Genomic DNA, 13,675 nt, shown 5'->3' on the forward strand with positions numbered 1-13,675 from the left:
GGACGTTGCCGAGCCAACGACGCGGGGGACCTTCACGGCCCTCGCGCCGAACAGGGAGAAGCTAACGGATGGCGCGATACATGGATGGTGGCACTCTCTCCTCGATTGGGCGTCTTGAAGAAAGGTGGTCCGCCAGCTTCGCCTGCTCGCCACGGCTGCGCTCCTTGCTGGTGCTGTTCCTGGACGCGCTGATGATTACGGCCGCGCTCTGCGCGGCGATGCTGCTGCGCTTCGAGGGCATTCCCCCGGAGCAGTGGCAGGCGGCATTCCTCAACAGCCTGCCGCTGCTGTTCCTGGTGCGCCTGGGGACGCTCGTCTGGTTCGGCCTGCACCGCTGGTCCTTCCGCAGGGCCGGGCTCAGTGAGGCCGGACGCCTGGTGGCGGCGAACCTCGTCGCCACCATCGCCTTCGAGGCGCTCCGCTCGTTCTTCTTCTTCGACCGGCTGCCCCGCGCGGTGGTGGCCATCGAGTTCTTCTTCACCACGGCGTTGATGGGCGCGCACCGCTTCGCCCCGAGGATGGCGCGGCAGTGGTACCTGGACCGTCAACGCTCGCGCGCGTGGGGCACGCAGTGGGCACTCATCGTCGGCGCGGGCAGCGCGGGAGACCTGCTGCTGAGAGACTTGCTGCGCACCCGCAACGGCCCGTGGCACGTGGTGGGCTTCGTGGATGATGACCGGGCGAAGCACGGCACCCATCTCAATGGCAAGCCGGTGCTCGGCCCCATCGACGCGCTGCCGGAGCTGGTGCGCAAGCACCGCGTGACGCAGGTGCTCATCGCCATCCCCCACCTGCGGCCCGAGCGCATCCGGAGCATCCTGGACCTGTGCCGGAACGAGGGCGTGCGCTTCAAGTTCATCCCCGCATCCTTCGTGTATCTGGACCGGCGCATCACCGCCGCGATGCTGCACGACCTCAGCCCGGAGCACCTGCTGCCGCGCGAGGCCATCACCTTCGACCGCGAGGAGGCGCGCCGGCTCGTCACCGGCCGCCGCATCCTCGTCACCGGCGGCGCGGGCTCCATCGGCAGCGAAATCGCGAGGCAGGTGGCCGGGTACGCGCCCGCGTCCCTGGTGCTGCTCGACATCAACGAGAACGAGCTCTACCTCCTGGTGCGTCAGCTCCAGGAGCGCCACCCGGAGCTGCCGGTGAGCGCGCTCGTGGGAGACATCCGGGATTACGACCGGATGATGCGCGTGGGCCGCGAGCACGCGCCGCACTACGTGTTCCACGCGGCGGCGCACAAGCACGTGCCGCTGATGGAGGACGCGCCCGAGGAGGCCATCAAGAACAACGTCTTCGGCACGCTCAACGTCGCCCTCATGGCGGAGGCCTGCGGCGTGGAGCGCTTCGTGCTCATCTCCACCGACAAGGCCGTGCACCCCACCTCCGTCATGGGCGCCTCCAAGCGCCTGGCGGAGATGGTGATTCGAGACGTCGCGACCCGCTCGCGCACCGCCTTCACCGCGGTCCGCTTCGGCAACGTGCTCGGCTCGGCGGGCAGCGTGGTGCCCATCTTCAAACAGCAGATTTCGCGCGGCGGCCCCGTCACCGTGACGCACCCGGACTGCACCCGCTACTTCATGACGATTCCGGAGGCCGTGGGCCTCGTGGTGCTGGCCGGGCTGGGCGGCTACGGCGAGCTGTGCATCCTCGACATGGGCGCCCCGGTGCGCATCGCCGAGCTGGCGGAGAACACCATCAGCCTCGCGGGGCTCGTGCCGGGCCGCGACATCCCCATCGTCTACACGGGCCTGCGTCCGGGCGAGAAGCTGGAGGAGACGCTCTTCAGTGAAGAGGAGGAGCGCACCCAGCAGGTGCGCAACCGCATCAAGGTGGCCCGTGGCATCAAACCGCCACCGGACTTCCAGGCGCGGCTCGGGCAGCTCGAGCGCGCGGCGCGCACCGGCAACGTGGACGGCGTCATCCGCGTGCTGCGCGGCCTCATCCCCACGTACACGCCGGCGCGGCAGGCCTCGCCCGCGGCGGCCTCCGGGGACGAGGACACTCAGCCCCTCGACGCGCGGTAGGCGGGGAAGTAGTCCCCGCCGCCGCTCCCCTCCGACAGCCGCGCGTACACCTCCGGCTTGCAGATGATTTCGTGCGTGTAGAGCCGGGAGCGGGTGTTGGAGATGCCGCGCTTGAAGGCCTCGAGCCCGTCGCCCGGCTGCATGCCGCCCCCCAGGTGGAGGGGGACGGCGAGCGTCTCGCAGAGCTCGGCCATGGCGGCGAAGAGGTTCTTGGACGGCGAGCGTGCGAGATACGCGTCCGCCGTGCCGCCCAGGTAGTAATGGAGCACGCCATCGCTGTGGACGCCGAGCGCGGCCGAGGCCATGCCGCCATCCGGGGCGCGCGTCGTCGCCAGCCAGGCGAGCGGAGACGAGAACAGCTCCTCGAAGTAGGCGTCCGAGAAGTAGTAGCGGGAGGCCGCCCTGTCTCGGGCCATGGTCTGCCGGTAGACTTCCTTGAAGCCCTCCCGCTCCTCGCGTGAAGCCTCACACGTCGGTTGGCATGAGCTCACGAAGCCCAGGCGGGCATTGCGCCGCACGTGCCGGCGGTGCATCTCCCGGAACTCGAGGGGCAGGCGAGGGTCGATGAAGAACACCTCGTTGCGCGCCGTCCCCCCGGCGAAGCACTGCGGGCCCGACACGCGGTCCCTCACGAAGATGCTGACGAGCTCCGTGGAGCGCCAATCCACCGCTTCCTTCAGCACCTCGCTCAGTCCCTCCACGCGCCCGCCTGGATACCCATACGGAGAGACCGCGTCGCGGTGGGGCGTCCCGTCGATGGGCCGCACGATGAGCGGAAGCCGCAGTGAGCCGCGCGCGCCTCCGTCGATGACGAGGCTGTGCGTGACACCCTCGGCGCGCAGGTGGTGCGGAGAGCGGAAGTAGTCCTCGGAGTGCGCGGACGCTCCCTGGTCGCGAAGCAGGACGGCCCGCAACGACGTCGTCGTCATCGGCTCGCACCACCTCCGAGCGGCCTGCCCCTGCCTGGAGGGGCAGGCCTTCGTCGGAATTTGATTGGTCTGCACACGCTCGAATCGCCACGGAACGCACTCGGGCGTCCCCATTGCAAGGTAGCCATCCGCGCGAGCGGCGGCCTACTCCCCCAAAGACGCAGCGGGTGTTGGACTTCCGTCGTCGAGGCACCCGCGGGCCTTGCCTTCTCCTCCGTCGTCGCGAACTGGCCTGCACCCGACCCGCGCCTGCCCCGTGGGGCGCTTGCTGGCCCTCCGAAGTCACTGTGGAGTCCGGGTGCCATTCGGACACCCGCAGCGTGAGGGCTTCCCACATGCAATCGAATCGCCTGCTCATCTTCAGCCCGGCGGCGTTCCAGCCAGGGGGGCACCAGCAGTCCTATCTCGCCGGCCTGGGCGACGCGCTCGCGCGGCTCGGGATGGAGGTCCACGTCTTCGGAATGAGCGGCAGCGTGCGCTACCCCGAGTACATCGTCCCGCACATGGTCGGCAGGGACGCGGCCCTCGAATCACGCTCGGTCTACCGTGAGCGCCTGGGCCCCCTGGGAGATATCGCCTGGGGAACCGGCCGCCTCACGCGCCAGGTGAACATGCTCGGTGAGCTGCAGCGGGTGCACCACCACCTGGGCGGACCGCCGCTGCTGTTCGAGACCTTCGAGTACGTCTCGCTGGCGGCGTACCTCGCGCGAGCCCCCCGCCCCCACCGGCAGATGTGCATCTTCCACGACACCAACTTCAACCTGAAGCAGACGTCGCCCATCGCCGCCACCTACAAGCTCCTCGCGCGTCCGTTCGCACGGCACATCCTCCGCAACGTGGACCGGGCCTTCGTCCACGCCCCCGGAATGCGGGAGAACCTCATCGACAACGTCGACCCCGGGCGGCGCTACACCCACAAGGTCGAGGTGATTCCGTATGGCGCCCCTCATCCCGAGCGCGTACCGCGCCTGGACCGGGCGGCGGCCCGCGCGGAGCTGGGCATCGACACGCGGCGCAAGGTGGCACTCGCCTTCGGCACGCTCCGGTCCGACAAATGCTACCGCCTCATCCTCGAGAGCCTCGCGCGAAGCCCGGAGTGGGAGCTCGTCGTCGCCGGCCCGGAGGGGGACGTGTCGTACCGGCAGCTCCTTGCGCTCTGCGAGCAGCGCGGCGTCCAGCCGCGCGTGCGGATGTTCCCGGGCTTCATCCCCATTGGGGAACACCGCCGGTACTTCGGAGCCGCGGACGCGGTGCTCAACATCTACGAGGAGCACATCCGCCACGAGAGCGGCACCGCGCAGCTCGCCCGCTCCTTCCTCCGTCCCGTCATCGCCGGAGGCCCTCCGGACCTGCACGACTACGTGCGCGAGACGGGCTCCGGCTGGTCGGTGATGCCATTGAACGTGGGCAGGCTCACCGAGGTGCTGTACGAGGCCGCGCACCTCAGCGAAGCAAAACGCGCCGAGATGCAGAAGCGCATCCACGCCGCGGCGGTGGCCCGCTCGTGGGACGCGGTGGCCTCCCGGGTGCTCCACACGCTGAGTGCTTGAGCGGCATCTCGAAAAGCGGACAGATGCCTCGCCTCCCCGGCCCAGGGCGCGCGAGGGGCACGGTGAGCAGGCTCCCGGACACGCCGGAGCCGACGTGACAGCCGGCCTCTTTCCGGAGGGAAACCATGTCCCAGCGCATCCACCTGTCCTCGCCGCACCTGGGAGGGCTCGAGCGCGGCTATGTGGACGAGGCCTTCGCCAGCAACTGGATTGCCCCGCTGGGCCCGCACGTGGATGCCTTCCAGGCGGAGTTCGCCCGCTGCGTCGGCGCGCCGCATGCGCTCGCGCTGAGCTCCGGCACGGCCGCGCTCCACCTCGCCCTACAGCTCGTGGGCGTGGGCCCGGGGGACGACGTGCTGGTGAGCACCCTCACCTTCTCCGCCTCGGTGAATCCCATCCGGTACCTGGGCGCGTCCCCCGTGTTCATCGACAGTGAGCGGGCATCCTGGAACATGGACCCGGCGCTGCTGGAGGCGGAGCTGGAGGCGCGAGCCCGCGCCGGAAGGCCGCCGCGCGCGGTGGTGGTGGTGCACCTCTACGGGCAGAGCGCGGACCTGGACCCCATCCTCGCGGCGTGTGAGCGCCACGGCGTGCCCGTCATCGAGGACGCGGCCGAGGCCCTGGGGAGCACGTACAAGGGACGCGCCCCGGGCACGCTGGGGAAGGCCGGCATCTACTCCTTCAACGGGAACAAGATCATCACCACCTCGGGCGGAGGGATGCTGGTGTCCCCCGACGAGGCGCTCATCCGTCGCGCGCTCAAGCTGGCCACGCAGGCGCGCGACGCGGCGCCGCACTACCAGCACTCCGAGATTGGCTACAACTACCGGCTCAGCAACGTGCTGGCGGCCATCGGCCGCGCGCAGCTCCGCGTGCTGGACGAGCGTGTCGCCGCGAGGCGCGCCAACCATGCGTACTACGTGCGCGAGCTCTGCGACCTGCCCGGGCTCACCTTCATGCCCGAGGCGCCCTGGGGACGGCACACGCGCTGGCTGACGACCGTGACGCTCGACCCGGCGCGCTTCGGCGTGGACCGCGAGACGGTGCGGCTCGCGCTGGAGCGGGAGGACATCGAGGCCCGGCCCGTGTGGAAGCCCATGCACCTGCAGCCGGTGTTCTCCGGCTTCGCGCGGCGGGGTGGCCACGTGGCGGAGGAGTTGTTCCAGACCGGACTCTGCCTGCCTTCCGGCTCCAACCTCACGCCGGACGACCTGGCCCGGGTGGTGGAGGTGGTGCGGGCCGCGCATCAGGGCCGCTGAGCCGCGGCCTCCACGCCGTTGCCCATGAACGCGTACATCGTCGAGCGGCCCTCGGGGGTGATGCCCTGGCGCTGCAGGACGCGCAGGAAGGTCAGCCCGAGAATCTTCGCGTCGAGCGCCAGACTCCAGTGGTCGACGTACCAGACGTCGAGCTCGAAGCGCGCCGGCCAGTCCAGCGCGTTGCGCCCGTTCACCTGGGCCCAGCCGGTGATGCCCGGCAGCACGTCATGACGCCGCGCCTGCGTGGGGGAGTAGCGCGGCAGGTACTCGACGAGGAGCGGGCGCGGGCCCACGAGGCTCATGTCGCCGCGCAGCACGTTCCAGAGCTGCGGCAGCTCGTCCAGGCTCGTCGAGCGCAGGAAACGCCCCATCCGCGTGAGGCGCTCCGCGTCCGGGAGCAGGCGGCCATCCGCGGCCCGCGCGTTCCGCATGGTGCGGAACTTCACGAGCTGGAACGTCCTCCCTCCGCGTCCCGGGCGTGTCTGGCGGAAGAGCACCGGCCGGCCCATGGACACGCGGACGGCCACCGCCACCGCGGTCATCACCGGAGCGAGACATACGAGTCCCACGCCCGCGGCCACCCGGTCCACGCAGGCCTTGATGAAGAGCGCCGCCCCAACCTGTGCCGGCATCTGTCTGCCCTCCGTCTCGAATGGTCCTGCCGTGCTCGAACGTGGACACCACGATGATTCCCGGCCACCCGCCCGCGAGCCGGTGCCCGGTGTCGCGCCCCGGGCACCAGGGCCTTCCCGCCGGAGGACTCAGACGGCCGAGTCCGCGTCGGCCGTCACCTGCGTTCCCCGGACGCCCGGTACCAGGCTCGCTTCCTTACGCCCCAGCCGCCGCCATGCGCGCAGGGCCAACCAGCCGCTACAGCTCAGCTCCGCGAGCCACCCCAGTGCCAGGGCCCGCGCTGCTCCCATGGACCCCTTGGAGGGCACCCACCACAGGCTCCCCAGGACCACCACCCCGACGGAGAAGACGAGCATCACCACCTGCCCCTTCAGCTCGCGCGCCGCGGTGAGCGCGGCCTGGAGGCTCAAGCCGACATACTCCAGCGCGGCGGCAATCATGAGCCAGACGAACAAGCCGAGGTTGCTCGCGTAGGGCGCTCCGTAGAAGAGCGTCAACACCTGACGCCCGAGCAGCGTCGCTCCGACGATGGCGCAGCACCCCACCAGCGCCGCCCCTCCCACGAAGCCCAGGAGCGCGCGGCCATAGCGGCGCTGGTCTCCCGCCGAATGATAGCGCCCCAGCCGTGGGGTCAGCACCTGCCCGAGCGCCAGGACGACCCGGCCGCCCAGCGCCGAGAAGTACGCGAGCGCGGCATACACTCCCAGCTCGGCCTGGCCCGCGTGCGCCTCCAGCAGGTAGCGCGGGACATTGGGGCGCAGTGAGCCCAGCAGCGCGGTGATGCCGAGCGCATACGCGAGCCCCAGCAGGCTCCACAGGCGTGGCCCCTGCTCGCACCAGGAGGTCTGCCACAACCGTCGCCAGGGCCGCGTGCCTCCGAACTCACGACGGTAGGTGGGCACGTCGAACAGGAAGAGCACCACCGCCCACGAGAGCCCCAGCGCGGCCGCCGCCACCGCCGAGCTGCCGGTGAGCCAGAGCGCGAGCGCCACGAGCACCAGGGAGAGCACGCTCTTGGCGATGATGGAGCGGGCGATGAGCACCAACCGCTCGGCCCGCTGGAGAGCCCCGTAGAACACGTCGCTGAGCGCCTCGAAGCCCTTGGCCACGGCGAGCAGGATGATGACCAGGCCGACATCCGCTGAGTACCCCGCCACCAGCGCGATGACTCCGCACAGCAGCACGCCTCCGAGCACGTTGAGCCCCATCAGCCCCAGGTAGTGCTCGAAGCCGTACGTCTCTCGCGCATCCGTGGCCTGGAGCGCGCGCAGCTGCATGCGCGCCATCAGCATCACCGGGGCGGTGATGGCCAGGCCCAGCGCGAACTCGCCGACACGCTCCACGGTGCCGAGCCGGGCGAAGAGGACCAGCATGCCCCACTGGGCGAATGCGTACACGAGCCCCGCGGACAGCGTCCACGCGAAGTTCCTCCCCGCCGACCGGCGCCGCGTCATGCCTGGCCCACCGTGCGCTGGAGGACGTCGGCGAGCCGGAGGGCCGCGGCATCGGCGGAGAAGCGCTCGCGGCCGAGCCGCCCCGCCCGCGCGCCCGTCTCCGCGAGCCACCGCGGGTCCCGAATCCGGTTCACGAGCATGGCCGCCGAGGTGGGAAGGTCCTTGGGCGGCAGGTACACGCCGAAGCGCTCCTGCTCCAGGAGCTCCGCCTGCCAGCCCCGGTAGTTGAGCGCGAGCGGCCGGCTGGAGGCGAGCGCGTCGAACACCTTGTTGGCGGAGTTGTCCTCCATGCCCGGCACGTCGGTGAAGAGCGACGTGGCGATGGTGGCGGCGGAGAGCACCGCGGGCACGTCGGCCTTCACCACGGGCGGCAGGAAGAAGAGGTTGCGGTCCTTCACCCCGAGCTGCTCCGCGAGCGTGTGCAGTGCACGCTCCTCGCTGCCCTGCCCCACGACGACGAAGCGCACCTCCGCGTCGAGCTTCAGCACCTCCGCGGCGAGCCGGACGAGGAAGTCCACGCCATTCACGCGGCCGAACGAGCCCGCGTACACCACCATGGGCCTGTCTCCCAGCCATCGGTACTTGCGCCGGAAGGCCTCGCCCTCCGAGGCGGGCACGTGGAAGCGCTCCGGGTCGCAGAGGTTGGGAATCACGGTGATTTTGTCCGGAGACACACCGGCCGCCTCCACGCCGGCCTTCATCCCCGGCGAGAGCGCGACGATGTGCGCGGCGCCCGCGTACGCCGCCTTCTCCAGCGCCTGCGCGGCGAGGATGGCCGGGCGGCTCTTGAGCGCTCCCACCGCGATGGGAATGGCGGGCCACAAATCCCTCACCTCGAACACCATGGGCCGCCGGTTCCACTTCGAGGCGACGATGCCGGGCACCGCGATGGTCAGCGGCGTGCTCGTGGCGAAGACGACGTCACCGCCGAGCTGCGCGGCCCGCTGCGACGCACCGACGGCGAAGCTGCCGAAGGCGCGTATCCGGTCCTGGTAGCTCATCTTCTGGGAGTAGGGCACCGGCAGCCAGTGCACGTGGATGCCGCTCTCGTCCGTCTCGCGCCAGCCCCGCGCCTCGTTGGTGGGCTGGCGGTCCGAGGTCACCATGTGCACCTCGTGGCCCATGCGGACCAGGCGGCGGCCCAGCTCGTAGGAGCGGGTCGAGCCGCGCATCTCCGGCGTGTTGAAGTACTGGTGGAGGTAGATGATCTTCATTTCAGGTTCCTCATTCGTAGGTGACACAGGGGTTCGACTCGAATCGCGCCGGCACCGCCTCCGCGGACGCGGAGCACGAGGACAGCACCATCAACAGGAAGAGGGCGCGGGCGTCGTAGAAGTCGCCGCTGGACTGGCTGCCCACCAACACCAGCGCCACCGCGCCCACCGTCGCAGCGTCCACGGTGCGGCGGGCGCGGAACACGACGCGGAGGTACGCGAGCAGCACCGCGACGAAGAGCAGGAGGCCCAGCGTGCCGCCCTCGCAGAAGACCTCGAGGATGAAGTTGTGGGGATAGACGCCCAGCCCGAGCGCGGGGAAGGCCGCGAGCCCGCCGCCCATCAACGGCCGGTCCTTCCCGAGCGCAATCGCCCGGGCGTAGTAGACCTCGCGCCCCGACAGGTACACGCCGCCCTCGGCCGAAGCCCCGCCCTGCTTGACCGTCAACTTGACGAAGCGCTCCTCCATGGAGTGGCTCAGCGCCTTGCCCAATGGGGTGAAGGCGATGACCACCAAGGTGGCGAGCGTGGCGAGCACGGACAGGAGCACGAGCCGTTGCAGGGGGATGCGGCCCAGCGCGAGGAAGGTGAGCACCGCCGCGATGATGGAGAGCGCGCCGCCACGCGAGCCGGTGAGGACGGCGAAGAGCACGCCGGTGGCCGCCGCCGGAACCCAGAACCACGTCGCCCCGCCGCGCCGCCAGAAGTACAGCGCTCCGACCGCGAGCATCCCCATGAGCCGGGCAAACACGTTGGGCCCGCCGCCCATCACCGCCAGCCGGGCGGCGCCACCTCCGCCGAGGAACGTGCGCAGCCCCACGAGCGCCAGCAGTCCCGTGACGGCGACGATGACCAGCCAGAAGGACTCCAGCACGCGCTCCGCCGGCTGCCGCAGCGCCGCGATGCCGAAGCCCAGACACATGACGCCGGACAGGATGACTTCGTAGAGCTTCCACCCCACGAGCCACGAGTCCGGGGCCCACGACGCGCTGGACGCCATGTACACGAAGAACGCCAGCACCGCCGCTCCGAGCCCCGCATCCAGGCGGGCGTCGCCCGGCTCCGGCCGGCGCCAGGCGGCGTGGGCCAGGCCCATCGTGGCGAGCAGGAAGCCTCCCATGGCCAGCCACATCCGCAGCTCCAGGAAGGGAGACGCGTCGCCGCTCCCCGCTGACAGCCGGGAGAAGCCCCAGCGGCCCGCGAGCACGTAGAGCGCGGCGATGAAGCCCAGTGCTGTGCATCGGAACCCGCTCAAGAGTGCCCCCGCCTGTGCTCAGCTCGCCGCCGGATACTCGTACTGGTAGATGCCGCTCGCCATGCGGCCTCTCGGTGAGCGCGACACGCCGTTGAAGATGAGGCCCCGCGGGTGGACGCCGTTGAGCTCGAGCCGCTTCACGGCCGCGGCCACCTCGCGCATCGGGTGCGTGCCCGCGCGCACCACCACCATGCTCACCCCCGCGTGCCGGCCCACGAGCGCCGCGTCCGTCACGGCGAGGATGGGCGGCGTGTCGATGAGCACGAAGTCGTACTCGGCGGACATCCACGCCACGAGCGACGAGAACCTGTCGCTCAAGAGCAGCTCGGCGGGATTGGACGGCAGCTCTCCCGTGGACAGGAAGGACAGGTGCCTGCCGGTGATGGGGCGGACCACGGCGTCCGGCTCCGCGGTGCCGAGGATGAGCTCGGAGAGCCCCTCCCCGCGCTCCAGGCCGAAGCCGCGGTGGAGCCATCCCCCGCGCAGGTTGGCGTCCACCAGCAGGACGCGGCGGCCGGAGTCCGCCAGCAGCCAGGCGAGATTGACGGCGATGAAGGACTTGCCGACCCCCGGGCTGGGCCCGGTGATGGCGACGACGTTGTTGGGGGCGTCCTTCATCGCGAACTGGAGGCTGGTGCGCAGGCCGCGAAGGCTCTCCACCGCCACGTCCCGAGGGTGCGTGCGGGCCAGCAGGGTGCGCCCGTCGCGGGCACGGAGTGCCGCGCTCCTCCCGAGCGGAATGGAGGCGAAGACGGGAAGGCCGAGCCGTGCCTCCAGCGCCGCGGGCGCCGACACCCCTCCCCGGAGGGCATGCCGGATGAAGGCGAGCCCGACGCCCAGCGTCAGCCCCATCACGAAGCTGACCACGAGCACTCCCGGCCGCGAGGGGCTCACCGGCTCGCGCGACACCTCGGGCGCGTCGAGGATGCGCGCGTTGCCGACGGTGCTCGACTTGAGGACCCGGTACTCCTGGGCCTTGTTGTTGAGCTGGAGGTACAGCGAGTTGGCGACCGCCACCTCGCGCTGGAGCCGCGCCGTCTCCGCGTCCGCGCCCGGCAGCGCCTTGAGCTTGGCGTTGACGGCCCTGCGCTCGGCCCGCAGTCGCGTCAGCTTCTTGTCCATGGTGCGGACGCTCGGGTGCTTCCGGGTGAAGCGCTCCAGGAGCTCGGTGCGCTGCTGCTCGGCCTGGGAGATGGCGGCGTCGAGCGCCTCGCCCCGGTCCAGGATGGCCCCCGTCTCCTGGTCGGGGTCCACGGTCCCCTTCCCCGCGCGCTGTGCGCCCAGCGCCTGCTCCGCGCGCTCCAGCTCGGCGCGCAGGCCGGGCAACTGGCTGTCGAGGAACGTCAGGGCCGCTTCCGCCTCCTCGCTCCTGCGCGCGACGTTCTGCCGCAGGTAGTGTTTGACGATGGCCTGGAGCGTCACGCTGATTCGCTGCGGGTTCGGCCCCTCCATCGCCACGGTGAGCACGCCAGTCCCCGCCCCCTTCTCGGCCAGCCGCAGCGAGCGCTGGAGGGACTCCACCACCCGGAGGCGGGAGCGCCGAATCACCTGGAACCGCGTCCCCGGGCGGGCCCGGAGCTCGGAGACGAGCAGCTCCACCTTCCGGGGCGTGTCCGCCGGCGTCGTCGCGAGCGTGCCCACGCGCCCCTCGAGCATCGGGGCCGCGTTCGGGTCCAACAGCGTGTACGCACCGCCCTCACCCGCGACGAGCGTGAGCGGGATGTCTTCCAGCTCCGCCGACACCTCCATCTTGTCCACCCGGATGCGCTCGCCTCCCCAGGCGTACCGTCCCAGGCTCGACAACGGGGGCTCGGCGACACCCCGGCCGTCATGGCCTCGCGCGCGCATCGCGCCCAACAGCGGGAAGCGCATCGGCTCGACCGCCACGTCCAGCCGGAGCTCGTCCACCACCCGCCCCAGCAGCTCGCGTGAGCTGAAGACCTCGATTTCCGTGGCGACATGTCCGGAGATGTCTCCGAACAGGTCCTCCAGCCCGCCCTTGCCGGCATCCTTCTGTTCAATCTGCAGGACGGAGGTGGCTCGCCAGGTGGGCGTGGCGAGGGTGGCATAGGCGGCGCCCAGCAGCAGCGTGGCGACGAGCGTGACCAGAATCGACACGCGATGTTCGAGCAGGATGCCCAGGTGGGCCCCGAGGTCGAGCGCGTCGTCTTTCGAGGCACCAGGGCTGGAACGAGCGGGGGCCTTGCGGCCGCTGGAGGGGCCCATCATCTCGGCTCCAAGATGATGGCCCTGTCGCCGATTTGTACCGCCTCCCAGAGTAGACGAACTGTTGGCTCGATTTGACTGATGATGCGGTTCCACCGCGTCAAGTCGTGCGCCGAGACGAACACAACGTCGCGGGGTTGAAGCTGGAACTGGGTGGCGAGCAGGAGTGCGTCCGGTGAGCCGGCATCGAGTTTGAAGATGGAGGGCCGGTCGAAGTTGCCGCGGATGACGTAGACCTTGGAGGGATTGGACGTCAGGGGGTCGAAGCCCTCGCTGTCACCAATGGCCTCCGCGAGCGTCATCCGGCCCTTCACCATGACGCGCGACGAGGGCCTGCGCACCTCGCCGAGGACGAACACCTTGTTCCGACTCCGGTCGGGGACGTGGAGGATGTCGCCGTCCTGCAGGAGCCAGTTCTGGCTGATGTCCCCCTCCTCCTGGAGCGCCTGCAGGTCCAGGGTGAACGTCCTGCCGCCCCGGGTGAGCACGAGGCCGCGCAGGTCGGCCTCCGTGGTGAACCCCCGCACCTGGCTGATGGCGTCCTGCACGCGCAGGGGCACGTCGGTGATGGGGATGGTGCTGGGGGTGGCCACCTCCCCGGTCACCTGGACCTTCTGCCCCCGGAAGCCCGCCACGCGCACGTCGAGCTGGGGCCGCTCAATCACGGGGGACAGCCGCTGGGTGAGGAGCTCGCGAATCTCGGGCAGTGACAGGCCCGCGACCCGGACCACGCCGACGTGGGGGAAGAATATCGTTCCGTCCGCCGCCACCATGTGGCCGGCGGCCTCGGGGGAGCGGAACTCGCCCGCGGGGATGGTGAGCTCGGGGTGGTCATAGACGATGACGCTGAGCACGTCATAGGGGGCCACCCGGTAGGAGTAGTCCGAGGCCACCTTCGTCAACGGGTCCGGCATCCGCGGGGGCAGGGCCTTGCGGCGCGCCTCCAATTGCCTGCTCAACAGCGTTGCGTCGATGGGGACGATTTCGTAGGCGTCATCCGCGCCCGCGTCCGCCTTGCCGGCATACCGCTCCCGGAAGGCATCCTCGTCCATGTGCATGCCAGGCCCCCACGCGCATGCGCTCATGCACAGCATCCCGGCCACCAGGACGACGCGCCACATGGAA

10 protein-coding genes are annotated in these 13,675 nt (G+C 70.6%); 3 read left to right on the plus strand and 7 right to left on the minus strand.

Features of this window, described 5'->3' with window-relative positions:
• Positions 1–170 precede the first annotated feature (170 nt).
• Positions 171–2,030 (plus strand): polysaccharide biosynthesis protein, encoded by a 1,860-nt coding sequence (locus ACVTJA_RS35200; protein WP_465840594.1) that lies wholly within the window; start codon positions 171–173, stop codon positions 2,028–2,030.
• Here the strand turns inward: ACVTJA_RS35200 and ACVTJA_RS35205 are convergent.
• Complete coding sequence (locus tag ACVTJA_RS35205) at positions 2,009–2,959, minus strand: GNAT family N-acetyltransferase (protein WP_465826270.1); 951 nt, start codon at positions 2,957–2,959, stop codon at positions 2,009–2,011. The two genes, ACVTJA_RS35200 and ACVTJA_RS35205, sit on opposite strands and share 22 nt — an antisense overlap.
• Before the next feature lie 335 nt (positions 2,960–3,294).
• Here ACVTJA_RS35205 and ACVTJA_RS35210 point away from each other — a divergent pair, with 335 nt between their 5' ends.
• Both ACVTJA_RS35210 and ACVTJA_RS35215 read left to right on the plus strand, forming a co-directional pair.
• Entirely contained in the window at positions 3,295–4,509 is a 1,215-nt protein-coding gene (locus ACVTJA_RS35210; RefSeq protein ID WP_465826272.1) for a glycosyltransferase family 4 protein, read from the plus strand.
• Positions 4,510–4,634: 125 nt separating this feature from the next.
• Positions 4,635–5,768 carry a DegT/DnrJ/EryC1/StrS family aminotransferase gene (locus ACVTJA_RS35215; RefSeq protein WP_465826273.1) on the plus strand — a complete coding sequence of 378 codons (1,134 nt, stop codon included), beginning with the start codon at positions 4,635–4,637 and terminating at the stop codon, positions 5,766–5,768.
• On the opposite strand, the gene ACVTJA_RS35220 is transcribed toward ACVTJA_RS35215, so the two are convergent.
• The 6 genes from ACVTJA_RS35220 to ACVTJA_RS35245 form a co-directional block, all read right to left on the minus strand.
• Complete coding sequence (locus tag ACVTJA_RS35220; RefSeq protein WP_465826277.1) at positions 5,756–6,400, minus strand: sugar transferase; 645 nt, start codon at positions 6,398–6,400, stop codon at positions 5,756–5,758. The genes ACVTJA_RS35215 and ACVTJA_RS35220 overlap by 13 nt on opposite strands.
• A gap of 129 nt (positions 6,401–6,529) precedes the next feature.
• Entirely contained in the window at positions 6,530–7,855 is a 1,326-nt protein-coding gene (locus ACVTJA_RS35225; RefSeq protein WP_465826279.1) for a lipopolysaccharide biosynthesis protein, read from the minus strand.
• The gene (locus tag ACVTJA_RS35230; RefSeq protein ID WP_465826281.1) at positions 7,852–9,069 is read right to left on the minus strand and encodes a glycosyltransferase family 4 protein; all 1,218 of its coding nucleotides are present in this window, start codon (positions 9,067–9,069) and stop codon (positions 7,852–7,854) included. Before ACVTJA_RS35230 ends, ACVTJA_RS35225 begins: the two co-directional genes overlap by 4 nt.
• A 10-nt stretch (positions 9,070–9,079) precedes the next feature.
• A complete protein-coding gene (locus ACVTJA_RS35235) occupies positions 9,080–10,324 on the minus strand; it encodes an O-antigen ligase family protein (RefSeq protein ID WP_465826283.1) in 1,245 nt (414 codons plus the stop codon).
• An 18-nt stretch (positions 10,325–10,342) separates the two neighbouring features.
• Positions 10,343–12,553 carry a polysaccharide biosynthesis tyrosine autokinase gene (locus ACVTJA_RS35240; RefSeq protein ID WP_465826285.1) on the minus strand — a complete coding sequence of 737 codons (2,211 nt, stop codon included), beginning with the start codon at positions 12,551–12,553 and terminating at the stop codon, positions 10,343–10,345.
• A complete protein-coding gene (locus ACVTJA_RS35245) occupies positions 12,550–13,671 on the minus strand; it encodes a polysaccharide biosynthesis/export family protein (protein ID WP_465826287.1) in 1,122 nt (373 codons plus the stop codon). Before ACVTJA_RS35245 ends, ACVTJA_RS35240 begins: the two co-directional genes overlap by 4 nt.
• Positions 13,672–13,675 lie beyond the last annotated feature (4 nt).

The sequence above is a fragment of the Pyxidicoccus sp. M6 genome (assembly GCF_055568925.1).

Bases quoted from the DNA above. Each gene is read 5' to 3' on its own strand.
- ACVTJA_RS35225 (WP_465826279.1), bottom strand. From the start codon at position 7,855: ATGACGCGGCGCCGGTCGGCGGGGAGGAACTTCGCGTGGACGCTGTCC.
- ACVTJA_RS35215 (WP_465826273.1), top strand. From the start codon at position 4,635: ATGTCCCAGCGCATCCACCTGTCCTCGCCGCACCTGGGAGGGCTCGAG.
- ACVTJA_RS35230 (WP_465826281.1), bottom strand. From the start codon at position 9,069: ATGAAGATCATCTACCTCCACCAGTACTTCAACACGCCGGAGATGCGC.
- ACVTJA_RS35205 (WP_465826270.1), bottom strand. From the start codon at position 2,959: ATGACGACGACGTCGTTGCGGGCCGTCCTGCTTCGCGACCAGGGAGCG.
- ACVTJA_RS35210 (WP_465826272.1), top strand. From the start codon at position 3,295: ATGCAATCGAATCGCCTGCTCATCTTCAGCCCGGCGGCGTTCCAGCCA.
- ACVTJA_RS35245 (WP_465826287.1), bottom strand. From the start codon at position 13,671: ATGTGGCGCGTCGTCCTGGTGGCCGGGATGCTGTGCATGAGCGCATGC.
- ACVTJA_RS35240 (WP_465826285.1), bottom strand. From the start codon at position 12,553: ATGATGGGCCCCTCCAGCGGCCGCAAGGCCCCCGCTCGTTCCAGCCCT.
- ACVTJA_RS35220 (WP_465826277.1), bottom strand. From the start codon at position 6,400: ATGCCGGCACAGGTTGGGGCGGCGCTCTTCATCAAGGCCTGCGTGGAC.